This is a genomic window from Novosphingobium sp. SG720 (assembly GCF_012275365.1).
Lineage (GTDB): Bacteria > Pseudomonadota > Alphaproteobacteria > Sphingomonadales > Sphingomonadaceae > Novosphingobium > Novosphingobium rhizosphaerae.
In genome coordinates, this window is record NZ_JAAZQN010000009.1 from 38,826 (window position 1) to 62,307 (window position 23,482).

Annotated in this window: 19 protein-coding genes and 3 pseudogenes; 14 read left to right on the forward strand and 8 right to left on the reverse strand. The window is 64.4% G+C overall.

Annotation, left to right across the window (positions count from 1 at the left end; translation table 11 throughout):
- Nucleotides 1–97: 97 nt before the first annotated feature.
- Complete coding sequence (locus FHW94_RS21745; protein ID WP_168557945.1) at nt 98–1,198, forward strand: SGNH/GDSL hydrolase family protein; 1,101 nt, start codon at nt 98–100, stop codon at nt 1,196–1,198.
- Between the two features lie 45 nt (nt 1,199–1,243).
- Here the strand turns inward: FHW94_RS21745 and FHW94_RS21750 are convergent, their stop codons facing one another.
- Genes FHW94_RS21750 through FHW94_RS21760 form a run of 3 tightly spaced genes read right to left on the reverse strand, consistent with a single transcriptional unit; the run spans nt 1,244 to nt 5,473 of the window.
- Complete coding sequence (locus tag FHW94_RS21750) at nt 1,244–2,242, reverse strand: aromatic ring-hydroxylating dioxygenase subunit alpha (protein WP_168557946.1); 999 nt, start codon at nt 2,240–2,242, stop codon at nt 1,244–1,246.
- Nucleotides 2,242–3,012, reverse strand: coding sequence for an EthD domain-containing protein (locus FHW94_RS21755; RefSeq protein WP_168557947.1), 771 nt, complete (start codon nt 3,010–3,012; stop codon nt 2,242–2,244). The genes FHW94_RS21750 and FHW94_RS21755 overlap by 1 nt, the downstream gene beginning before the upstream one ends.
- A 19-nt stretch (nt 3,013–3,031) precedes the next feature.
- Nucleotides 3,032–5,473, reverse strand: coding sequence for a TonB-dependent receptor (locus FHW94_RS21760; RefSeq protein WP_246866343.1), 2,442 nt, complete (start codon nt 5,471–5,473; stop codon nt 3,032–3,034).
- Between the two features lie 176 nt (nt 5,474–5,649).
- On the opposite strand from FHW94_RS21760, the gene FHW94_RS21765 reads away from it, so the two are divergent.
- Nucleotides 5,650–6,603 carry a LysR family transcriptional regulator gene (locus tag FHW94_RS21765; protein WP_168557949.1) on the forward strand — a complete coding sequence of 318 codons (954 nt, stop codon included), beginning with the start codon at nt 5,650–5,652 and terminating at the stop codon, nt 6,601–6,603.
- Between the two features lie 86 nt (nt 6,604–6,689).
- On the forward strand, nt 6,690–7,910 hold the full coding sequence (locus FHW94_RS21770) for a GGDEF domain-containing protein (protein ID WP_168557950.1): 1,221 nt from the start codon (nt 6,690–6,692) through the stop codon (nt 7,908–7,910).
- A gap of 53 nt (nt 7,911–7,963) precedes the next feature.
- Here FHW94_RS21770 and FHW94_RS21775 read toward each other — a convergent pair whose 3' ends face one another.
- Both FHW94_RS21775 and FHW94_RS21780 read right to left on the reverse strand, forming a co-directional pair.
- On the reverse strand, nt 7,964–9,166 hold the full coding sequence (locus FHW94_RS21775; RefSeq protein ID WP_168557951.1) for an MFS transporter: 1,203 nt from the start codon (nt 9,164–9,166) through the stop codon (nt 7,964–7,966).
- Nucleotides 9,167–9,252: 86 nt separating this feature from the next.
- On the reverse strand, nt 9,253–10,011 hold the full coding sequence (locus FHW94_RS21780; RefSeq protein WP_210425814.1) for a TetR/AcrR family transcriptional regulator: 759 nt from the start codon (nt 10,009–10,011) through the stop codon (nt 9,253–9,255).
- A gap of 137 nt (nt 10,012–10,148) precedes the next feature.
- Here FHW94_RS21780 and FHW94_RS21785 point away from each other — a divergent pair, with 137 nt between their 5' ends.
- Together FHW94_RS21785 and FHW94_RS21790 are read left to right on the forward strand one after the other, a co-directional pair.
- Nucleotides 10,149–12,497, forward strand: coding sequence for a TonB-dependent receptor (locus tag FHW94_RS21785; RefSeq protein ID WP_168557952.1), 2,349 nt, complete (start codon nt 10,149–10,151; stop codon nt 12,495–12,497).
- A gap of 35 nt (nt 12,498–12,532) precedes the next feature.
- A complete protein-coding gene (locus FHW94_RS21790; protein WP_168557953.1) occupies nt 12,533–13,384 on the forward strand; it encodes an SMP-30/gluconolactonase/LRE family protein in 852 nt (283 codons plus the stop codon).
- A 57-nt stretch (nt 13,385–13,441) separates the two neighbouring features.
- Here the strand turns inward: FHW94_RS21790 and FHW94_RS21795 are convergent, their stop codons facing one another.
- The gene (locus tag FHW94_RS21795) at nt 13,442–14,266 is read right to left on the reverse strand and encodes an SDR family NAD(P)-dependent oxidoreductase (RefSeq protein WP_168557954.1); all 825 of its coding nucleotides are present in this window, start codon (nt 14,264–14,266) and stop codon (nt 13,442–13,444) included.
- 230 nt (nt 14,267–14,496) lie between these two features.
- Between FHW94_RS21795 and FHW94_RS21800 the strand changes: the two genes are divergently transcribed.
- From FHW94_RS21800 to FHW94_RS21815, 4 genes are read left to right on the forward strand one after another with little or no spacing between them, the layout of a single operon-like run.
- Nucleotides 14,497–14,958: a VOC family protein gene (locus FHW94_RS21800; RefSeq protein ID WP_168557955.1), complete on the forward strand. Its 462-nt coding sequence runs from the start codon at nt 14,497–14,499 to the stop codon at nt 14,956–14,958.
- On the forward strand, nt 14,955–15,428 hold the full coding sequence (locus FHW94_RS21805) for a RidA family protein (protein ID WP_168557956.1): 474 nt from the start codon (nt 14,955–14,957) through the stop codon (nt 15,426–15,428). Before FHW94_RS21800 ends, FHW94_RS21805 begins: the two co-directional genes overlap by 4 nt.
- Complete coding sequence (locus FHW94_RS21810; protein ID WP_210425815.1) at nt 15,425–16,741, forward strand: amino acid deaminase; 1,317 nt, start codon at nt 15,425–15,427, stop codon at nt 16,739–16,741. The genes FHW94_RS21805 and FHW94_RS21810 overlap by 4 nt, the downstream gene beginning before the upstream one ends.
- Nucleotides 16,742–16,766: 25 nt before the next feature.
- A complete protein-coding gene (locus FHW94_RS21815) occupies nt 16,767–17,564 on the forward strand; it encodes an aldolase/citrate lyase family protein (protein ID WP_168557957.1) in 798 nt (265 codons plus the stop codon).
- A 50-nt stretch (nt 17,565–17,614) separates the two neighbouring features.
- On the opposite strand, the gene FHW94_RS21820 is transcribed toward FHW94_RS21815, so the two are convergent.
- Nucleotides 17,615–18,385 carry a class II aldolase/adducin family protein gene (locus tag FHW94_RS21820; RefSeq protein WP_168557958.1) on the reverse strand — a complete coding sequence of 257 codons (771 nt, stop codon included), beginning with the start codon at nt 18,383–18,385 and terminating at the stop codon, nt 17,615–17,617.
- Between the two features lie 95 nt (nt 18,386–18,480).
- Between FHW94_RS21820 and FHW94_RS21825 the strand changes: the two genes are divergently transcribed.
- The 4 genes and pseudogenes from FHW94_RS21825 to FHW94_RS21845 form a co-directional block, all read left to right on the forward strand.
- Nucleotides 18,481–19,179 (forward strand): Crp/Fnr family transcriptional regulator, encoded by a 699-nt coding sequence (locus FHW94_RS21825; protein ID WP_168557959.1) that lies wholly within the window; start codon nt 18,481–18,483, stop codon nt 19,177–19,179.
- Between the two features lie 100 nt (nt 19,180–19,279).
- Entirely contained in the window at nt 19,280–19,579 is a 300-nt protein-coding gene (locus FHW94_RS21830) for a hypothetical protein (protein ID WP_168557960.1), read from the forward strand.
- Nucleotides 19,530–20,972, forward strand: coding sequence for a cytochrome P450 (locus FHW94_RS21835; protein WP_168557961.1), 1,443 nt, complete (start codon nt 19,530–19,532; stop codon nt 20,970–20,972). Before FHW94_RS21830 ends, FHW94_RS21835 begins: the two co-directional genes overlap by 50 nt.
- Before the next feature lie 300 nt (nt 20,973–21,272).
- Nucleotides 21,273–21,506 (forward strand): annotated as a pseudogene (locus tag FHW94_RS21845) (transposase); the annotation flags it as partial.
- Here the strand turns inward: FHW94_RS21845 and FHW94_RS21850 are convergent.
- Nucleotides 21,507–21,919 (reverse strand): annotated as a pseudogene (locus FHW94_RS21850) (IS5 family transposase); the annotation flags it as partial.
- Here FHW94_RS21850 and FHW94_RS21855 point away from each other — a divergent pair.
- A pseudogene (locus FHW94_RS21855) lies at nt 21,907–22,779 on the forward strand (transposase); the annotation flags it as partial. The pseudogenes FHW94_RS21850 and FHW94_RS21855 sit on opposite strands and share 13 nt — an antisense overlap.
- Nucleotides 22,780–23,482 lie beyond the last annotated feature (703 nt).

Consider the following 23,482-nt stretch of genomic DNA (forward strand, 5'->3'; position numbering starts at 1 on the left):
TCGCGCTGCGGCGCTGATCGTGGCTGCCTTTGCCGCAGGAGCGCCAGCGGGCGCGCAGGCATGGCGGGCGAGTTGGACGGCATCACCCGCGCCGTCGTTGCAGGCGGGCCCCGGTGTTCCGCCGGAATTTGTCAGTCCGGTCATCGCGAACCAGACGATCGTTCAGGTCATCCGCCTGAGCGCGGGTGGCGATGCGGTGCGCCTCCGCCTGTCCAACGAGTTCGGAGCGGCGCCGTTGCACATTGGTCGCGTGACGGTTCGCCTGCTCGATGCGGCAGGTGCCAAGACGGTGGGCGAACCGCGCGTGGTGACCGCCAATGGCAATGCCGACTTCACCGTGGCTCCCGGATCGCCGCTGATCAGCGATGCCATCGCGATCCACGTCCCCGCGCGCGCCCAGCTCAGCGTGGCGATCTACGTCACAGACGAGAAGACCGCCTGCACGTGTCACGCCGATGGGCAGGCCTATACGTTGCTCTCGCCACCCGGCGATTACACCACGCGTGCATTTACCCCGGCATCCCGCACTCCCGCGCGGCCGTTCCTGACAGCGGTCGAGGTGCAGGGCGCCCCCGGCCGGGTTGTCGCGGCATTGGGTGACTCGATCACCGACGGCTATATGTCGACCCCAGATGCAGACCGACGTTGGCCCGACTTTCTTGCCGCGAGGCTGCATGGCACGGCGGACCTTGCGTCTGCGGCGGTGATCAATGTCGGGATCAGCGGCAATCGCGTCCTTGCGCCTGATCCGGTTGCGATCTTCGGGGTTCCGGCCCTGGCGCGGCTCGATCGGGATGTGTTCGCCATGACTGGCGTTACCGACCTGATCGTGTTGGAGGGCATCAACGATATCGGCAGCGCGCCCGAAACGCCCGCCGCCGCGCTGATCGCGGCCTATCAACAGATCACGGCGCGCGCCCATGCCCATGGCATCAAGGTTCACCTGGCAACCATACTGCCGTTCGAAGGCGCCGACTATTATTCCGAGGCGGGCGAGGCGACGCGGCAGGCGGTGAACGCCTGGATCAGAACCAACCCCGGTGATGGTCCCGTGATCGATTTCGACGCGGTCACGCGGGACCCGCTCCATCCCAAGCGAATGCGAACGGAGCTGCAGTCGGGCGATTGGCTGCATCCCAATGTTGCTGGCTACCAGGCGATGGCCGATGCCATCGCCATGGATATGTTCCGGAAATAGCGGCCAAGCCCGGCGCGGCGATCGGCCCGCGCCGGGCACGCGGCCTTATTTCGCTGCCTCGATCAGCTTGGCAACACGGCGGCGGGCCAGCACGGCGCCCTTGTCGATCGGCAGCATCTTTGGCCCCAGCGACCACAGGTCCGGCGTTCCCATCTGCTGCTGGACCTTCTCGATCATCGGCTTGTCCTCGACCTGGAAGGCGTGGACCAACTGTTTGCGCAGCACGGCGTTGAACGCGGCGTCATCGATCAGGAAGTTGCGCGTGTTGCAGCTGAAATAGTGCGTGGTGGTCAGCGTTGCGGGCGTCATGTTGTGCAGGTTGAGCGTGTCGATGCCGCGCTCGGGCTTGCCCACCGGATGCCCGCCAGCGCGCAGGACCATCAGCGCCGGCGCATACCAATCCACCTCGGTCCACAGCTTGGCGGGCGATTCCAGGTTGAACGCCGGCGGCGCATCGTCGCTGTCCGAACGCCAGGCGATGGAGAAGTGATCGGGATATTCTTCCACGGTCGACTTCGCCCGCGTGTTGAACCCGCTACCCAGGCTGCTGGCGTGCAGATAATCGGCGTGGCTCAGATCGAGGATATTGTCGGCGAGCAGTTCGTAGTTGGCCTGGACAGCGGTGTGCAGGCGCAGCTGTGCCGTTTCCGGCGCGGCATCGATGAAGGAAAGGTCGGGCAGCAGGCTTTCGTCCGGCTCTTGTTGGCCGATCCAGATCCACACCGCCTTATGCCGCTCCAGCACCGGGAAACTGGCGACAGCAAGCGTCGAGGTTGCCGCGCCGTGCGGGTTGCGGACGCATTGGCCGGCGGTGTTGAACACCAAGCCGTGATAGGGGCACGCGATCGTGTCGCCCTCCCGCTTGCCTTCGCTGAGCGGTGCAAAGCGGTGGGGGCAGCGATTGTCGAGCACCGCCATCTTTCCGGCGTCGGTGCGGAAGGCGACCATGGGAATATCCAGCACCGTGCGGGTCAGGACGGCACCATCGGCAATTTCATCGGCCCAGGCGAATTGATACCAACGGTTTTGGACAAAACGGGCCATCACGTCATCTCCACTGCGGCGTTGGGTGCCGTGTGATCGGCCACGATCGTGCGCTCCTCGACCACGAACAGCGCTTCCTGCCGGCGGTCCAGCAGGCCGGAAAGATGTGATTGGGGTTCCTCGATCACCGCGCGATAGGCATCGATCGCGCGCCACGCGTCATCACTGTCGAACCACAGGCTTTCCACCCCGGCAAACGGGCTGAGCGGCGCATTGGCGATGAAGTTGGCGGGAAGATTGGCGTCGGCCTCTCCCGCGATGCTGATGCTGCGGGTCATGCGCCGGATGGACGGGGCAAGGGCCGGATGATCGGCGACGCGGCCGGCCTCCTGCGCCCAGGCCTGGGCAAACGCGGCAGGCGGCGCGGCATCGTTGCTGGCGATGAACCGCATGAGCTTGAGCGGCGCGGCGCCGGGCGCGCGTACGCCAACCTCCTGCGTCCGGGTGGCCAGCAGGATGATGGCACTGTGGCAGACGAAGTTGAGTTCGTCGGGCTGGATGGTCTCGCGATAATAGGGATCGGCGATCGAACGGGCAAACGCTGCCCCGTCGGGAAAGCTGATCTCGCTGAACGAGTCATAGTCGGGCCCGGCCACCCACCCTGCCGCATGGGTGCCATAGACCGCATCGAGAACGTGATTCTGGATGTAGCTCTTCATGTAGCCGGGGTTATGCGCCACCGTTGCACCATGAACCTGCTCGGCATAGCGGGAATATTCGCGGTGGGTCATTCCCGCGCGGCGGCGCCCGCCGATGATCATCTTCAGCATCACGTTCTCTCCGGCTTGATCAGTACTTGTATCCAAGGCGCACGCCATACGTCCGGGGCGGGGCATAGACCGACGACAGCACACCCCCGGCTGGGGCCACATACTGCGTGAACAGCGGCACCGCCTGGTTCGTGATGTTGCGAACATAGCCGGTGATCGACCAGCGCTCGTCGGTTGATCCGAACGTGGCCGAGGCATCGAATGTCCAGAACGAACCGCTGTTCTGCTGCGCGAGATATTCGAAACCGACGACGCTGTTGGACCGGTAGCGCGCATCGCCGTTCAGCACGAGCTTGCGGTCCCCCAGCGGAATCGTCTGCTCGATCCCGCCGTTGAGCGACCAGCGCGGCGAATTGTAGCTGGGCTTGCCGGCGCAATCGATCGCGTAGACAGCCGCGCCACCCGCCGTTGTCGGCGTTACGGTACAGCCCACCGCCGGCGGGGGCGAAGCGGCATCACGGGGCGTGTTGTAGGTGTAGCTGGTGGCCTTGGCGTCGAGATACTGGACCGTCCCGCTCAACCGCGTGTTGCGCGTAACCAGCACCTGCGCTTCCACATCGACACCCTTGATGGTCGAGGTGCCGATGTTCTCCGTAAAGTAGTTGGTGGCGTTGTTGGCATCCAGGCCATAGTGCGACACCTGCTGGTTGCGATAGCGCCAGTGGAACAGCTCGATGTTCAACTGCACGCGGCTGTTGAAGAACCGGTTCTTCGAGCCGAGCGTCCACGCCTCGACATATTCGGGGGCGAAGGTTTCGTGCCCGGGGGCGTTGGAGAAGCCACCCGAGCGATAGCCCGTTTCATAGCTGGCGTAGAGCAGCGATGCGCGTGCAACATCGTATTCGGCGGCCAGGCGATAGGTCAAGCGGCCCTTGCTGATCGCGGCATTCACCTGGTTGGGAATGTAGAACAGGATGTTGCCGGCCGAACCATAGGGAACCGCATTGGCTGGCCCGGGCAGTGCAGGTACGCCCGGCACCTGGGCTAGGGTCTGGACAACGGGCAGCGATGGCCCGCCAAAGCAGCCGGTGCCGAACGGCGGTGGCGCGTTGTTGCACAGTTCGACGAGCGTGTCGGAGCTGCCGTTGAACGTCTTGCTGTCGTGCGTGTAGCGCCCGGCCGCGACAAACCGCACCGCATCGCCAAGATGGGCAGTTACCCGTCCAAAGGTGGCGTAAGACGTGGTCTTCGACGTAAAATCCTGGAAGGAGATGATCTGGTACTGGTTGATGCCGTACTGCCCCTTGACGGTTTCGTCGAAGTAGTAGCCGCCGATCAACCAGTCGAACGGACCGACCCGCGGACCTTGGAAGCGCATTTCTCCGCTGAACTGGCTGTCGTTCTCGCGATTGAGCGACCCTCTGAACGACGGGCCATTGAACAGGTTGTCGAGTTTGGAATGCCGGTAGGCCGGCACGATGGTGAGCGTGCCCCCGGCCAGATCGGCATTCACTTCGCCGGTCAGGCCCCAGTAGGTGTTGTTGAGATAGGGGCGCACCAGCGGGGCCGGATTGATGAACGTGCCGGGAATGACCGCCTGTGCAAAATAGGCGCTGCCCGAACGCGACAGGAGGCCGCTGTATGGATCGACGTTCGCCGGCGTGAACGTGTAGTTAGCCGGAGATGTCGCGGTTGCGGGCGTGCCCGGCGTGAAGTTTTCCGTGCCGACATAGCTGCCGCCAACGCCCCGGCCGCCCTGATGCGAATAGTCACCGCTGATTCTGACCGTCACGCCGGGGCTCGGGCGGACGAGCAACTGGGCGCGGATGGCCTGGCCTACTTCATCTGACGTGCCGTCCTGGTTGTAGCCGTCGCGGTTCACGATCTTGCCGGCCAGGCGGAACGCGGCATTGTCACCGATCGGCAGATTGGCAGCAGCTTCGACGTCAATGGCATTGTAATTGCCGAAACCGCCCGAAATCGACACTGACCGCTCGCCCAGCTTGGGCTTGGCGGGGATGACATTGATGGCCCCGCCCGTGGCGTTGCGACCATACAGCGTGCCTTGCGGCCCCTTTAGCACCTCGATCCGTTCCAGATCGAAGAACGTGCCGGTGGTCGATGTGGGCCGGCCCAGATAGACGCCATCGAGGTTGAACGCGATCGCCGGATCGGAATAGCCGTTGTTGGTGAAGTTGCCGACGCCGCGCACGAAGAACGTGGTATTGGCGCCGCCGCCTTGCTGCACCGTCAGCGCGGGCACCGTGGCGTTGAGCGTCGTTGCCGTGACTACCCCGGCGCGGGTCAGTTGCCCAGGCGAAACGACATCGATCGCCACGGCGGCGCGCTGCGCATTTTCGACCCGGCGCTGGGCCGTGACGACGATCTCGGCAAGCCCGGTCGTTTGCCCGGATGGTTCGGCCTGGGCATTGGCTGCCGGCGCCACGGCAGTGCCAGGCGTCGCAGCTTGCGCGGCGGCGATCACGGGCAGCGACACTGCCGCAAACGCAGTGCCGACCAACAATAATGCCTTCATCATTTCTCCCCTTCGTGGCTCTCTTGGGCCTTGTTGGGGCGATTAAGCCCGGTTTGCCGGGCGTGGGCAAATTGCATGTTTGCACCACATTATTCGTGTGATGAATGATCCGGGCAATTCCCTCGTTTCCAGTGATGATCCCTTGCTGCTATAGCGGGGGCATGACGGCCCCGCTCAACCTGGCTTCGCTCGACCTCAACCTGATGGTCATCTTCGATGCGCTGATGAAGGATCGCCACCTCTCGCGCGCCGGTGATCGGGTCGGGCTGAGCCAGCCAGCGATGAGCCACGCCTTGCGTCGCTTGCGCGGGGTGCTGGGCGATGATCTTTTCATCCGCCGCGGCGGGACCATGGACCCAACCCCGCGCGCGCTGGCCCTGGCCGACCCGATCGGCGGCGCGCTCGACCGGCTGCGCGCCGCGTTGGACACCGAGCCCGAATTCGAGCCGGCCACGGCGGAGCGCAGCTTTACGCTTACCATGTCGGATGCGAGTGCAGCGCATCTGCTGCCCAATCTGATCCCCCGCCTGCGGGCCAGCGCGCCTGGGGTGGACATCGACCTGCTGGCATCAGGTGCGCGAGAGGGGACCGAGCACCTGCTATCGGGCGCGGCCGATCTTGGCCTGGGGGTTTTTCCCAATCTGCCCGAACGGCTGCACTGCGAGCCGGTCCAGTCACTGAAAATGGTCTGCATCGCCGATCGCGCGCATCCGGCACTATCTGGCGGAATGACGCTTCAGGCGTTCCTGACGCTGCCGCACGTCGGCGTGGATATCGGCCAAGGAACCGGGGCGAATGTCGATTCGCTCATCGAAACCATGGGCCTGCGCCGCCGCATCATGCTGCGCGTGCCGCATTTCCTGATCGTTGCCAGCGTCGTGATCGGGTCAGACCTTCTTGCAGTCGTCCCTTCGGCGATCCTGCGCGAGGAGGAGAAGGCCCATCTGACGATCCACGAATTGCCGGTTGCCCTGCCGGAAATTGCCATCCACATCGCGTGGCGCGCGCGCCAATCGCAGGATCCTGCGCTCCGCTGGCTGAGGAAAGCGGTGGCGGAGGCCATAAAGCAGCCGTTCTGGAGAGCCGCGCCGATCCAGAATTGTGCCTACCCCTGATTGGCAGTGGTGAAACTTCGCCCGTTAACAATTCATTCTTGCCGCCGATCTACTCTGGAACGGGAGTTGCTGCGGGCAGACACGGGATGGACGACCTCCACGACAAGAGTGCGGTCGATCTGCAGTTCGCGCTGATCGATCAGGCATTGGACAAGCGCGGCCCTGCGCTGCGCTTCCCGCGCGCGCTGGAAGAGCAATTCGAACAGGAAACCGGGCCGGTGCGGGTGCGCTGGTATGTGCGCATGGCGCTCTTGTCCCTGGCGCTGTTCGACTCGCTTGTCGTGCTCGACTATTTTTCCCTGCCCGATGCATTTGGCCTGGCATTGATCCTGCGGCTCGGGCTGGTGACCAGCCTGACGGCCGCAGTGGTCGGGATAACCGCGCGCCATCCCCCGGCCGCCGTGCGCGAAGGGTTGCAGGTGGCACTCTCCACGGTCATGGCGCTTTCCATCTATGTGCTGGTTGTCGCCAGTGCGAGCCCGCTGCGCGAGAACTATCATCTGGGCATCCTGTTCGTCATGATGTTCACAGTGATGGTGCTGCGCTTGCGCTGGCGCTATGCCCTCTTGGCAGCGGCCATCACGGTGACGGTCCAACTCCTGACGCTCGCCAGCCTCCAAGACGCCTCGGCGCAGTCGAAAGGGGCATCCGCCTTCCTCTCCATGGCCTTTGCCGGATTTGCGCTGGTGGCGCTCTACAGCCTGGAAAAGATGGAGCGGCGGGGCTGGCTGCGTTCGGTTCGCGATCGCCTGTGCGCGCAGGTTTTCGAGGAGCTGTCGATCATCGATCCCCTCACCGGCCTGGGCAATCGGCGCGCCCTGGAGCAGTGGGTCACGGTCCAGCGCCAGGTTCATGCCGGCCGGCCGGTATCGGTGGTGATGGTCGATATCGATCACTTCAAGGCCTATAACGACACGTTCGGCCATCTTGCCGGGGACGACTGCCTGCGTCGCATTTCGGGGTTGCTGGTATCCGAGGCGCGCAAGACGGGTGACCGGGTATGCCGCTTCGGCGGCGAGGAGTTCATTGTCTTCCTCATCGACATCGATCTGCCGACCGCGATCCTTGTTGCCGAACGCATGCGGCGCGAGATTGCCGCGCGGCGCATACCGCACAAGGCACCGGTCGGGCCGCCCTTCGTCACTGCCAGTTTCGGCATTGCGACAGGCGCATTGACCGATGATTTCGATCTCAATGTGCTGATCGAGGGATCCGACGCCGCGCTCTACAAAGCCAAGCAGCGCGGGCGCAACTGCATCGAGCCGCCGCTGCTCGGCCTGGCCGAGCCCTTGCATGCCACCGGATAAGTGCTGGCGCTGCTTGCCCTTGCCGCTGCGTCGGTCAGCCGATGAGCAACGCGTCAGGTCGAAGCGAACAGCTCGGGATGGGACAGAAGCCGGCGCTGGCGGGCATGGAGGGCCATGACGATGCCGAAGAAGCCGACAAGGCAGGCGCCGGCGACGATCAATGCCCCTCTGCTGTCGGTGGCAGTAACGCTGAGGGCGCACAGCAGCGGGCCAAGGCTGGCGCCAAGCGCCTGGGCGCCGGGGACGAGCAAGGTGGCTCGCCGCGTGGGATCGACTTCGGCGGTGAAGTTGAGCTGATAGGGCATCAGCAGGCCCCAGAACACGCCGAAGCAGACGGCGCACAGGGCAAAGCCGATCGGCCCGGGCAATTGAAACAGCACGACGATCAGCGCCGCGTTGCACGCCACCGAAACGCCGTATACCCGGAAAAACGAAACCTTCGGCGCGATCGCGGCGGTCAGCAGCGATCCCACGATCGAGGCTGCCACCGTCACTGCAAGGACCAGCCCAATCAGGTCTGATCCGAGGTGGGCTTCCGTGCCGATCTGCCCGAGGTAGGAAAAGAAGCCGAAGACAAAGGCGTAGACCAGCACCACGCCAAGCAGGCTGAGCGCGCCGGCCGGTGGCAGCTTTTGCGCGGGCGCCCCTTCGGACTGGTCATTGACGACGGCGGGCAGTCGGTTGGGCACGCCCAGCGCGAAGACCGCCGAGAGCGCCGAAGTGCCGGCCAGCGCCAGGAATCCGCCGTTGGCGCCCCAGGCCGGCATCAAGGTGAGCGGCAGGAGCGCCGAAAACGCCACCTGGACCAATCCCTGCAACACCATCAGCACCGCGCCGAGCTTGGAGGGATTGCGCGAGCGCGCCAGCAAAAGCGAAGGGATCGACAGCAAAACCCCCGCGCTAAATCCGGCAATCCCGCGATCGACGTAGAGCATCGGCGCTGCATGGCGCATGCTCATCACGTTGGCAGCGATCAGCGCCATGGCCGCAAGCAGCCCGCGCAGCCGCAGATGAACCGGCTGGAGCCTGGCGCTGGCGAGCGCCACCCCGGAGGCAAGAGCAAGGAATTCCACCGTCACCGCGCCGCCCAGGCCCGCGGCCGATATCCGGCCTTCGTTCACCAACGCTCCGAACAGCAGCGGCTGAATGCCGGCGATCACCAGGGCAAACGTTCCCACCGCCATCACCGCTGCAAGCTCGCGGTGCGTCGGCGGATCGAGCAGCCAGGCCTGCCGACGCTTCACCGATGTAGCCATACGCGCTCTCCTTGCCGGTGGATCGCCGACGCATTGAGGCTAGCTAAAACTATACACCTGTCAATGGCGTGTCGCCGCCGCCCGGCTCACGACGTGGTCAAGCGGCTCATGCCGGTGAGGATCAGGGCGGCTTCCTTGAACAGGGTCGCGCGGGCAACCCGGTCTTCCTCCAGGGCCAGTTCGTCGACCACGAAGCCGAATTCGGCACGAATGCGCAGCCTGGCCCACAGCACTTCATCGGCAAGGTCGGTGATGGCTGGGCGGTAAAACCGGAACATCTGGTCGGTGAACCGCCGCTGCCATTCCAGCCGGACATGGGCAAGATGGGGCAGCGCGCGCATGGCGCGGATTGTCCACACGCCGCCGGGCTGCGTTTCGATGATCTCGGATGCGGTGCGAAACCAGTCTGCCAGCAGGATCGGGTTTTCGCTGGTGTCCAGCGTCGCGCCATTCTTGAAAAGCCAGACGGCAAAGGCGTCGAACTGCCGCTTTTGCAGCCGCGTGGCGAGTTCCTCGATGATCTGGTACTTGTCATCGAAGTAGCGATAGAGCGCCGGTGGGGTGAGCTGCGCGCGTTCGCAGATTGCATTGGTCGTCAGCCGCTCGAACCCGACTTCGCCCAGCAATTCGCCGGCCGCGGCGATTAGCTTCTCATAGGTTTCGATCGCCCTGCGCGAGCGCGGAACCACTTTCGTGTCTTCCAGATCCTGGCTGCGCGCCGCCTCTCGCTTTGGAGTCGCGTGGGGGCGTGCGGCCTTGCTTCCTGCCGACGATGCGCGCGCTTTCTTGAGACCTTTATTCTCGCCTGTCGCCATGTCTGCGACGGTTTCCGTTTTTCCTGCCATGCCTTCCCCTACCCGAAAAAGCGCCGCCACGCGACAGCTGGCGGCGGGAAATGCATCCACGACCCCTCCTGTCGATCGGCCTATTGCCAAATGGATAGTTTTAGCTAACTTGTCGCAAACAGATGAGGAGCAGATCGATGGGGAGAAGCACCAAGACCAATCGCATGATCGGCGCAGCAAGCGCGACGGCGCCCATGGCACTGATCGTCGCAGCCTTGCTGCCCGGCCAAGCGCTGGGCCAGACCGCACCGACCGCTGCGGGCCAAACCACGCCAGGGGCGAGCCAGGGCGCCGCCGTCGGCCAGGGTGATATCGTGGTGACGGCGCAGCGTCGCAGCGAGAACATCCAGGATGTGCCGATCACCATCGAGGCGTTCTCGGGTGACTCGCTCAAGAAGCTCGGCGTTGAGGCTGCCGCCGATCTCGGCAAGATTGCCACCAACGTTGTGGTCTCCCTTCCGCAAGGCGCTGGAAACCAGCCCGCGATCACCATCCGCGGGATCGGGCTCAACGTGAACAATTCCAACAATTCCGGGCCGAACGGCATCTATGTGGATGAGTTCTATCTCAGCGCGCCCACATCGCAGGCCTTCGCGATGTTCGACCTGGATCGTGTCGAGGTGCTCAAGGGGCCGCAGGGAACGCTCTATGGCCGCAATACCTCGGGCGGCGCGATCAACTTCATCACGGCCAAGCCGACGAATACGTTCGAGGGCTATCTCGATGCGCGCTACGGCAATTTCGATACCTCGCAGATCAGCGGCGCGGTCAGCGGCCCGCTGACCGACACGCTCTCGGCTCGCTTTGCCTTCGTCCGGAATTACTCGGAAGGGTACAATTACAACACGTTCCTCAATCGTCGCCAGAACGGCGCCGATGACGAGTCCTTCCGCGCGTCGCTGCTCTACAGGCCGACGCCGGATCTGCGCATTCTGGTTGTCGGGCACGTCTCCCATGTTGACCGGCTGCCCGACAATTATGCCCATCTCGGCGCGTTCGAGCCGGGCTCGGTCGAAACCGGATCGCCCGTGGTCTGTTCGGTTGCCGCAACCTATGCCTCGCAGTGCGTCGACATCTACAACCAGCCGAGCGATCCCAAGCGCTATTCCATCGCGTCCAGTCGGACAGAGCATCTGAAAGTGACGGACAGGGGCGTTGTCGGGCGGGTCGAATGGTCACCGGGCACGATCACCGTCACGTCCGTGACGGGTTACAATTACAACCAGCGCTTCCTGCCCGAAGACAGCGACTCCTCGCCCTATCGCGAGTTGGAGGTGAACTGGGGCAACAACAGCAACGAGTTCACCCAGGAACTGCGCGTCAACCAGACCAAGCAAAACTATAACTGGGTGGCGGGTGTCTATTACCTGCACGAGCGCCTCAACCAGAACCAGGACTATGGGCTCCTGCTCGACATTGACCGGTTTTACGGTCCTGGTGCAGGCGATGGGTTGGCCAGCCGGCAGTTCGCCCGCAATACGCAGGTGACAGACGCCTATGCCGCCTTCGGGCAGGGCGAATACAGCCTGACCCGCACGCTACGCCTGGTGCTCGGCGGCCGGTTTACCCACGAGCGCCGTTCGTTCCGGTTCAACAGCCAGGTGCAGTACCAGAGCGGCGGCATGGACAACTTCACGCCACTGGCCCAGGTTGCCGACAGCACGAGCCGCCTGCAGAATTCCGCATTCTCCTATCGCATCGGCCTGAATTTCAAGCCTATGCCTGGCGTTCTGGCCTATGCGACCCTGACCACCGGCTTCAAGGGCGGCGATTTCAACGGCGGCTTCCTCAGCCCCGATCCCGCCCAGGCCGCCTATCAGCAGCGCCCGGTGAAGCCCGAAAAGGTGACAACCTACGAAGTGGGCGTCAAGGCGACGTTCCTCGATCGCGCCGTCACGTTCAATGCCGCGCTGTTCTACAACGATTATCGCGACATGCAGCTGTTTGCCCTGGTGCCCAGCCCGATCGGGCCGCTCAATCTTGCGGCCAATGCCGAAAAGGCGCGCACCTATGGCGCGGATATCGACCTGACCGTTCGCCCGGTCCGCAATCTGACGTTGAGCGCGCAGGTGGGTCTGCTGAACACCAAGCTCGTGCGGTTCCTGCTGGTGGTTGATCCTACCGTGCCGGACTATTCGGGCAACCAGCTGGCGTTCTCGCCCAAGTTGAGCACGTTCCTGCAGGCGCAGTACCATCTCCCGATCGGCGAAAGCCAGGCGATCGATCTGCAATACAGCGCCACGTACAAGGGCCGGCAGTTCCTGGACGCGACCAACGATCCCTATACGACGCAGCAGGCCTATTGGACGCAAGACGCGCGCGTCGCGCTGACGATCTCGCAGCTGGAGCTGTCGGCCTTCGTGCGCAATCTCGGCAATACCTACTACGCCACCGCTGCGTTCAACAGCATCAGCCCGTTCGGCTTCGTCCAGCCCAACTATGCGCCGCCGCGCACCTATGGCGTTGGCGCGAAGATAAACTTCTGATCCAGGCGCAATCCCTCTTCAGCGAGCGAACCACCATGACCCATACCCTGACGCTGCTGGCCGACGACCTGGCCTTCGGCGAAGCGCCACGCTGGCACAACGGCGCGCTCTACCTTTCCGACATGCACGCCCACCGCGTGCTGCGCTATTCGGAAAGCGCTGGGTGGGAGGTTGTTGCCGAACACGATGGTCCCGTCTCGGGCCTGGGCTGGTTGCCGGATGGCGACATGCTGGTGGTGTCGATGCATGATCGCAGGATCCTGCGCCATCGCAACGGCGTGTTCGAGGTGCATGCCGATCTTTCAGACATTGCCACGTGGCACGCGAACGACATGATCGTGGCGCCAGACGGCACTGCCTATGTCGGCAATTTCGGCTTCGATATCGACACCCATCCCATTTCGCCGTGCACCGCAAGCATCGCGCGGGTTACGGCCGATGGTACGGTGTCGACGGCGGCGGCCGGGTTGTGGTTTCCCAACGGCATGGTGATCCAGCCCGATGGCGCCACGATGATCGTTGCCGAAAGCGGCACGCGCGTGCTGACCGAACTGACGATCGCAGCCGACGGCGCGCTGGTCGAACCGCGGCTCTGGGCGCGATTGCCCGACGATGCGCTGCCGGACGGCATTTGCCTGGATGCCGCCGGCTGCGTCTGGGCTGCCTCGCCTACGTCGCGCGAAGTGCTGTGCCTGCGTCGGGACGGCGAAGTGGTCGATCGCATCGCGACCGAGCAGGAAGCGATCGCCTGCGTGTTCGGCGGTGAAGACCGGCGCACCTTGTTCATCCTCACCGCCGACAGCAGGACGCCGGCGATCGCGCGCGACGTGCGGACAGCCCGGGTCTATGCCGTTCGCATGGACGTGGCCGGCGCTGGCCTGCCCTGACTGATCATCGTTGCAGAAAGTGCCTCGGTCCGCGCCCGCGGGCCGAGGCACGCTGTTTCAGGCCGCTGCGCTCTTGCCCTTGCGACGCTCCGCCAGGTTATGTGCGCCCAGCTGCTCGGCCTGGCCGGCAATCTTCAGCAGTTCGGCCGCGTTGCCACCCAGCCGCCGCACGAACTTGGCGCGGTCTGCGGGCATGAACACCTCCAGCTTGCGCCGGCGCATCGCCTCCAGCACCACCTGCGCGACATAGTCGGCACTTACCGAGTCAGAGAGGAATGCCATGGGCACTTCGTCGCTGGCCGCCTCTGCCTCCAGCATCGGCGTTTCCGTCGACGTGGGGTGGACGATCGTGAAGTCCAGCGGCGAATCCCGCTCTTCCATGGCGAGGCCCAGGTGGAAGGCGCGCAGCGCGAACTTTGCCGCAGCATAGCTGGCAAGCCCCGGGAAGGGCAGGAACGCGGTCATGCTGCACACCGTGACGAAGTGTCCATGCCCCTGTTCGCGAAAGCGCGGCAGCGTGGCGACCATGCCGCGCATCGGCCCCATGGCATTGACCTCCAGCGTCAGCGCATGATCATCCATGGCGACATTGCGAACATAGCCGGTCCGCACGATCGCTGCATTGTTGATCAGCACATCGAGCCGGCCATGTTGCGCCCATGCCAGGTCGAGCGCGGCAGACCATTGCGCGTCCGAGGTAATGTCAAGCGCGACGCTTTGCGCGCGCTCGCCGATGTGCTGGGCAACGCGTTCCGCGCCGGCAACATCGATGTCGGCGATCAGCACCCTGTGTCCCTGCGCGGCAGCAGCGCGCGCGATGGCAGCGCCGATGCCGCTCGCGCCACCTGTTACAAGGACAATCTTTTCCTTCGTCTTCCGCATTCGTCTTCCTCTCTGAACCGACCGCAACGGCATCACCGTCCAAAGGGGCCGGCATGCCGCCTTGCGCGGAGACTCCCGCAAGCGGCGCAGCCCTGACGGAGGTGCCCCCAAGCCTTGGTAGGGCGTCCACGCGCGGATTGACAGATAAAAAATATAGTGAAAGCTATACAGAACGAATGGGCTGCGGATATGATGGTTCGTTCGGTCCAGGCACGAGAAGGAAGATGGGCATGGCACAGGCAGAAGCACCCGCGGCAACAGCCGCCGGGGCCGGGCATTTTCGGATCAGGGGACTGTCGCATCTCGCGCTCGTCGTGGCTGACGTGGCGGTGACCACGGCGTTTTATCGCGATCGCCTGGGCATGGCGGTGATCCACGATGGCCGGGCCGAGGCGGTGCCGAACGTGAAGGGCATGATCGGGCAGCTGTTGCTGGAACTGGAGCAGCGCGAGCCCATGACTGGCACCGATACCATCACGCCTGCGCTCACCGTGGACGATATCGACGCCGCGTTTGCGGCGCTGGCCGATGTGCGCATCGGCTTGGGCGACCAGCCCGATGCCATGTTCGGCGTCCGCTATTTCTCGGTCCGCGATCCCGATGGGCGCGCGGTTGAGCTTATTGCCTTCCCCAATGGGGAGGCTGACCTGGGCGCCTTCGGGCGCAAATTCTTGGAAGGCAGCGCCGCATGACCCAATCGCTTTCACCCGAAGCCCGCCTCCAGGAACTCGGCCTCGTGCTGCCGCCGGCCATTCCCTCCATCGGCAACTTTGCGCCTGCCCTGCTCGATGGGGGCTTGCTCTATCTTTCGGGGCAGGGCCCGCGCGATGCGGCCGGCTACCGCTTTGGCAAGGTCGGTACTGATGTTTCTGCGGACGAAGCGCGCGAGCATGCCCGGCTGGTGGGCCTTTCGCTGCTTGCCGTCATGCGCCAGGAACTCGGCTCGCTCGACCGCGTCCGGCGCGTGGTGCGCCTGTTCGGCATGGTCAATGCGACGCCGGACTTCGTGCTGCATTCGCGCGTGATCGACGGCTGCTCTGACCTGATGTGCGCGGTGTTCGGCGACGAGGCTGGCCGGCACGCGCGATCGGCGGTGGGCGTGGGCTCGCTGCCGGGGAACATCACGGTCGAAATCGAGGCCGTTGTCGCGGTGCATCCATGAGCGGCGCAGAGCAAACTCCGCTGCGCTTCGACGGTGATCTGGCGGGCACGCTCATGCCCTGGGACAAAGGGGTGCCGGGGGGCGGCGGACCGATCCCGCTGGCAGAGGTGGCGGGCAAGCGCTGGAATCTCTTGCGAGAAGACCTGCCCCTGCCGGTCGCGGTGCTGGACGGAGACAGCCTGGAGCGCAACAGCCGCTGGATGCGGACCTTTGCAGCCGAGCACGGCGTGGCGCTGGCCCCGCATGGCAAGACCACGCTCGCCCCGGCGCTGTTCGACCTGCAGATGCGCGATGGCGCGTGGGGGATTACGGTATCGACACCCCACCAGATCGCCGTGGCCGTGGCGGCTGGGCATCGGCGCATCTTTGTGGCGAACCAGTTGATCGGGCGCAGCGGCATTGCCTATGTGCTGGATCAGCTTGAGCGGGACCCTGAGCTTTCCATCTATTCGCTGGTCGATTCGCTCGATCTGGTCGCCCAGATTGCCGCCGTCGCAGCAGAGAACGGCGGCCGTCGTGCGCTGCCGGTGCTGGTTGAAATGGGTTTTGAAGGCGGGCGCACCGGATGCCGAACGGTGGAGCAGGGCCTTGCCGTCGCGCGCGCGGTGGCGGCCTCGCCCCACCTCGACCTTGCCGGGGTCGAAGGCTTTGAAGGCATTATCCGCAAGGCGGACCTGGAATCCACGCTCGATGCCGTGAACGTATTCCTGGGCCAGGTTGTCGCGCTTGCGCAGGCATGTGACCGGGAAGGGCTGTTCGTCTCGGACGATGTGCTGCTGAGCGCGGGCGGATCGGGCTTTTTCGATCTGGTCGTCACTGCGTTCAATGCGGCGCGGTTGCAGCGCCGCACCACCACGCTGCTGCGCAGCGGCTGCTACATCACGCACGACTCGGGCCTCTACACGTTCCTCTTCTCCCTGCTGAACATGCGGGCGCCCGAACTGCTGGCCCAGGATGCGCCAAGCCCGGCCTTGCGCGTCTGGGCCTATGTGCAGTCCATGCCCGAGCCCGGCCGCGCGATCGTCACCATGGGCAAGCGCGATGTCGGCTTTGACGAGATGCCCAAGCCGGAACTTTGGCATCGCCCCAGTGCAGACATGTCGGCGCCGCAGGCGCTTACGCCGGACCATCAGGTTGTCGCACTCAACGACCAGCACGGGTTTCTCGATATCCCGCGCGATTCCCCGCTGCGGGTGGGCGACATGATCGGCTTTGGCATCTCTCATCCGTGCCTCACTTTCGACAAGTGGCGGGTGCTGCACGTGATCGACGGCGCGTTCGACGTCGTCGGATCCATCCGAACCTATTTCTGAGCACACAAAAAACTGGAGAGGAATTATGGCAAACCCGCTTATCGAACGCCTCAAGCGCGGCGAAGTCTGCGTCAACGGGTGGCTGCTGGCGCCTGATAGCTATGTTGCCGAGATCATGGCGCAGACCGGCTGGGACAGCCTGACGATCGATCTGCAGCATGGGCTGCATGACTATCGTTCGGCGGTAGAGAGCCTGCAGGCCTTGCATGGCCGCGGCCCGGTGCCGCTGGCGCGCGTGCCGTGGAACGAGCCGGGCATCATCGGCAAGATCCTGGATGCGGGCGCATGGGGCATCATCTGCCCGATGGTCAACAATGCCGAGCAGGCGCGCGCGCTGGTGGATGCCTGCCTCTATGCGCCGCAGGGTGCCCGCTCCAACGGGCCGGTTCGCGCTGGCTTCTATGGGACGGCGTCGCCTTATCAGGGGATCGCCAATGCCAATGTCCTGGTCCTGCCACAGATCGAGACGGTTGAGGCGGTGGAGAACCTGGAGGCAATCCTCGACGTGCCGGGCATCAGTGGCGCCTATGTGGGGCCGAGCGACCTTGGCCTGGCGATGGGGCTCGCGCCCGTGCTCGATCGCCAGGAGCCGGAGATCCTGGCCATCTACGATCGCGTGATCGCGGCCGTGCGCGCGCGCAATCTCATTGCTGGCATCCAGAACGGAACGGCCGCCTATGCCGCGGAAATGGCGGCGAAGGGCTTCCAGATCGTGACAGTGGCCACCGACGTCAACCTGATGGGCATGGCCGCGTTCCAGGCCGTGACGACAACGCGCACGCTGATCAAGCAGTCGGCATCCGCAGACGCCGCGACCGCCTGATCCTGACCAGGAGACTGGTGCGCGGCATGGCCCGCGCACCAGCTCTTTCGTCAGTCGCGGTAGCTGGGATCGATACGGTCCAGCTTGCGCAACAGCGCCGGCCACGCCAGCCGCTCTGCCACCAGGCCCATGCCGGCAGGGGACGATTGCAGCGCGACCTTGGACAGGGTTTCGGGGGGCGGGGCATGCAGCGCATCGCGACCGGCCGACAGCATCAGCACCTGCGCCTCGCAGGCGCGCTCGAGGAAATAGAGACGCAGGAAGCAAGCAGCGACGCTCTTGCCAACCACCAGCGTACCGTGGTTGCGCAGGATCATCAGGTCGGCGTCTCCCAGATCAGCCACCAGGCGTTCCCGCTCCGCCAGATCCACCGCAAGCCCTTCATATTCATGATAGGCGAGGCCGCTGCCGGCGATCATCGCGGTCTGGGTATGGGGCAGCAGCCCGCTCTCCATGGCCGAAACAGCCTGGCCGTGCGGAGTGTGAAGATGCATCACCGCGACAGCGTCCTCGCGGGCCATGTGGATCGCCGAATGGATGGTGAAGCCGGCGGGGTTGACCGGATGCGGCGTCGCGCTCACCGGATTGCCATCGACATCGATCTTCACGAGGCTGGACGCGGTGACTTCCTCGAACATCAGGTCGTATGGGTTGATCAGGAAATGATGCTCGGGGCCGGGAATGCGTGCGGACAGATGGGTGAAGATGAGGTCGTCCCAGCCGAAATGGGCGACCAGCCGATAGGCCGCGGCCAGGTCGATCCGGATCTGGCGTTCCGCCGCGTCCATGGAATCAGGGGCTTGCGTGGCGTTCAGGGTCATGCGTCTCTCCAGTGGTTATTGCCGCAAGGATGCCACAGACCGGCTGGTCTCTTTGTCGATTGGCCGACATTTCCCTGCGACCCAGGAATGATCGAATGACAAAGGAAGCGCAGTTCCTTGCGGCCATGCAGGGCAAGAGCGAATGGTTTGCGAGCCTGGCCGATCCGATCCAGGCGCAGCTTGCTGCCGCGGCCCAGGTGCGCCGGGTCAAGGATGGCGAGGCGGTCTATCGCCAGGGCGATGCGCCCGATGGGTTGTATGCCATGCTGCAGGGCCGTGTTCGCCTGATCGCGTGGAGCCCGGGCGGCGTCGGCTGCCTGCTGCTGCTCGCTGCCGAGGGTATGTGGTTCGGCGAAGTATCGACCATCGATGCCGCGCCCCGCCAGCAGGACGCGATCGCGCAAGGGGCGTGCCAGGTTGCCCGGATACCGCTGGCCGCGATTGCCGCGATTGCCGCATGGCAACCCGAATTATGGCGGCATATCGGCCGGCTGGCCTGCGCGCATCAGCGCCAGGCGATCAGCCACATTCAGGATCTCCTCAGCCTACCGCGCGCCGCACGGGTGGCCAAGGTGCTGCTTGCATCAGTCGCGGGTGACAATGCCCCGGTGGCGATGACCCAGGACGAACTTGCCGGCACCTGCGGCATGGGACGGCAGACTGCCAATGCCATTCTGGGCACGCCGGAGCAGGCGGGCATGGTGCGGCTGGGCTATCGCGTAATCTGGATTCTCGACGCAGAACGCCTGGCGCGCGTGGCCCTGGGTGAAATCTGTCGCATCGACAAAGAATAGTATTTACTATATGAAATTTTTCGGTAGCGTGCGGCAACAGGCACACCGCTTGCCGGCGCGCACGCGTCCACCGCGCGGCCAGCCAGGGAAGGAAATATATATGTCTGTTGCCGGAACATGGAACATCATCGTCAACTCGCCGATGGGGCCGATGAAGAGCGTGACCACCTTCACGGTTTCGGGGGACAGCCTGACCGGCATCGCGACCGATGCCGATGGCGCGCCGCACCCCATCCAGGACGGCAAGATCACCGGCGATAAGGCAAGTTGGAAGGTCGATATCACCAATCCGATGCCGCTCACGCTCACGTTCAATGGCACCGTCGGCGAAACCGGCCTGAACGGCAGCGTTGCGGCCGGCCCGTTCGGCACGTTCTCGTTCAATGGCGAGCGCGGCTGAGCGCCTTGCAGCGCACCTGCCTCGACCCTGGCGGGCCGGGGCGGGCGCGGATCATCCACCCGGCTCCGGCGTGCCCATCGCCCCGGGGCTTGCTTGTCCGGGACAGCGTTTCATGTCAGCGCAACCATTGCAGGGCGACGTCACGCGCCGGTCGATCAGTGACCTTGCGGACCTGCCCCATTCTTTCGAAGCGGGTTTTTCCGAGGATTTCGCCGCGCTGTTCGGAACTGCCGAACGGCTGTTCAAGGCGGGTAGCAAGCGCATCGTCGTGTTTCGTGGCGAGGATCTGCGCAAGATCGCCGCGCTTCCGGCGGTGGGCAACATGCCGCTTCGCGCGCTGGCCGAGCGTGCGATGGAAGAGGCGGGGGATGATCGGGCCGAGCAGGACCAGCCCGATGTGTCGAACTTTGGCCGCATCCTTTTCAATCAGGTCTTTACCGCCAACCCACCGCTCCACGGCCCGACCCGCCAATTGCTGGCCAAGCCGTTCGGCATGAAGCAGGTGGCCGCGTTCGACGATCTCGTGCGCTGCGTGGTGGACACGGTCCTGGCCGAGGTTGCTGGGGCAGGCGAGATCGATTTCGGGTTCGACTTCACCGAACAGGTCACTGCCGGATTCTGGGGCGCACTGATCGGTCTGATGCCATCCGAGCAGCGCCAGGTCGTCGAGCAGGTGCGCGCGATGACGCCGTTCTTTTTCCTCGTTCGCACCACTGCCGAGACTATCCAGGCCAACGCGGCGATCGGCGCCTATCTGTCGCTGATGGCGACGGCGATCGACCGGACATTGGCGGAAGGCAACAATCCGCTTCTCGCCACCATGGCGGCGGAGTTCGGTGCGATCACGATCGAAGGCAAGCCGGAAAGCGTGGCGCTGTCGCTGGCCGCCAATCTGATCGACGGGTTTCACACGGCCGCACTCGCTGCTGCCAACGCCACCTATCAGCTGCTGTGCCATCCCGCTGCCGTGGCAGAGGTGCGGGCGGACCTGCAGCGTGTCGGCGCCGCTATCGACGAGGGACTGCGGATGTTGTCACCGGTCATCGTGACACACCGCTATGCGCTGGAAGACTTCGTGTTCGACGATGTGCTGGTGCCGGCCGGAACCGCAATTGCCATGCTGTGGGCGGCAGGCAATCGCGATCCCGAAATTTTTGAAGACCCCGGCGCCTACAGGCTGGAGCGGACGCGGCGCTATGACGCCACGTTCGGCGGCGGCATTCACCTGTGCCCGGGCCGCAATATTGCCCGGTTGATGGTCCATCGCATGCTCGCCCGGCTGTTCGCCCCTGACGTGCGGATCGAACTGGCCGGGCCGGTGGAGTGGATCAAGCAGTCGACGATGCGCCAGCCTTACCGCATGCCTGCGCGGATAGACATCGCGCGTGACTAGGACTTGCGACGGGTTTACGCTGATCGCTTTGGTGTGATCGGCATGCGCGACACCTTGACCCCGTTCGAGGGCCATGGCGAACACCTAGTTGCGCGCATTCCCGGCGCCCGCCATTGCTGCGATGCCAACAGCGCACCTGGCCCCGCTTGAGGCTGCAGAGGCGCTGGCCGCGGCCATCGCAGCCTTTTCTGGAGAGCTGACATCCAATGCCTGATGCTTTCATCTGCGACGCCATCCGCTCCCCGATCGACAAGCTCAATGGATATATCTGGCCACCATCCGCGCCAACGATCGGCGGCTGTGATGCTCAAGGCGCTGCTTTTGCAGCAGTTCTATGGTCTGTCGGATGCTGACCTGGAAGAGGCGATCAACGATCGGGTATCGTTCCGGCGGTTCATCGGCCTGCCACTGGAAGCCTCTTCGCCCGATCACACGACGCTATGCCGGTTCCGCAACCGCCTGGTCGAGGCCGGGCTGAGCGAGAAGCTGTTCGGCGAGTTTTCGCGCCAGTTGGAGGCGCGCGGGCTGGTGCTTATCGGCAAAGACATGGCGTAACCATGGGAAGCGATTGCGGATCGCTTTGAGCACATCGACGGCGCCGTCGCGGTCTTGAATGTCGGCAGCGTGGACGAGGATGAAGATCAGGAAGTCGCTGGTATCGGTCACGATATGCCGCTTGCCCCCTTGATCTTCTTACCGGCGTCGTAGCCCCGAACCCCTCCGCTTTCCGTGGTTTTGACCGACTGGCTGTCGATCACACCGGCACTTGGGCTGGCCTCCCGTCCCATCTGTTGGCGGGCTGTCGTGACCAGCAACTGATTGATCGTGGCAAGCAGGCCGCTGTTGCGCCACGCATAGAAGTACCGCTGCACAGTCGAGAGCGGCGGGAAATCCTTGGGCAGCATCCGCCACTGGCAGCCGCTCGTTGCCAGGTATCGCGTGGCAGAACAAGGCGGTGGTCTATGATCTACTGTTCCGCGCAGCGGCCGACACGATGCTGACCATCGCGGCCGATCCCAAGCACCTCGGCGCGCGCATCGGCATCACCGCCGTGCTGCACACATGGGGCTCGGCACTGACCCACCACCCGCACGTGCACATGATCGTACCCGGCGGCGGCATCGCGCTGGACGGCTCGCGGTGGATATCCTCGCGTCCGGGCTTCCTGCTGCCGGTGCGGGTGCTGGGGGCATTGTTCCGCCGGCTGTTCCTCACGCGCCTGTTGGCCCTGTTCGACGCCGGCGAGCTGGGCTTCTTCGGCGCCCTGGCGGACCTGGCCTCGCGCAAGGCCTTCCTGCGGCATCTGTCCCCGATCCGGAAGAAGCGCTGGGTGGTCTATGCCAAGCCGCCCTTTGCCGGCCCGCAGGCGGTGCTGGCCTATCTCTCGCGCTACACCCACCGCGTCGCCATCTCGAACCGGCGGCTCATCAGCTTCGACGAGACCGGCGTGACGTTCCGCTACAAGGACTATCGCCGCGATGGCGCCGAGCGCCAGCAGGTCATGACGCTGGCGACCGACGAGTTCATCCGTCGCTTCCTGATCCACGTCCTGCCGCGCGGCTTCCACCGCATCCGGCACTACGGCCTGCTTGCCAGTTCAACGCATAAAGACGCCCTGGCGCTCGCCCGCAGGCTGCTGGGCGTCGCCGTGCCGGCCGAGGACCCCGCACCCGACGAGCCGCCCGATCACCGCCCGCCATGCCCGTGCTGCGGCGGGCACATGGCCATCATCGAGACCTTCGCCCGCTGGTGCCAGCCCCGCGCTCCGCCAGCGCCAGCACCGCTGGCCCGGAGACACGCGCCATGATCCGGCATGGCTCGTCCCGCACAACGGTCTTGCCCATGGCGCATCGACCGATGGCCCCGCGCATGCCCGTCCCAGGTTTACACCGGAGGCAGGGTGTATCGGTCAACTAAACCGATCCCAGCAGCAATACAACGCTGGCCAAAATCGCTTCGATCCGGTCACCCGGGGGAATGCCAGGCCGGCAGCGCTTATCCGCCAGACCTATCCCGAAAACGCTTTACCCATAGATCAGCGCGTGGGGCCCGCGGGTTCCTGCACTGGAGGCTTTCGTACGCAAGCGCCCGAAACCCTTCGCATTTCGAGCCATCCCCGACGAGCTCAGAGATGACTGTTATTGCCGTAAGCAGCCATTTCCGCGCAGTCTAGCTGCTCAATTAAACGAGCGTCGCCGCCACAGATCGATTAATTCTCCTCGTCACCTGTTCCGGCGTTCGTCGCGTTCGCGCTGGCGAAGGCGTTTAACATACGCCGCGTCGACCGGATCGTGAGGTCCGAGACCGAGCGCACAAGTCGCGAGTGAGGCAAGGCTATTGTCGCTCAACTTAAAGTCGCGCGCAATGAACCCGTGATGCGCAATTCTGTTCTCCTCGATCGACGCAAATAGTGCCTTATACCAATGTGCGCTGAGGCTGACTCACGCTGGGGATTCCCAAGTCGGTGAAAATCTGATTCGACGTTGCGAGCACATGGAGGCTTGCGATGG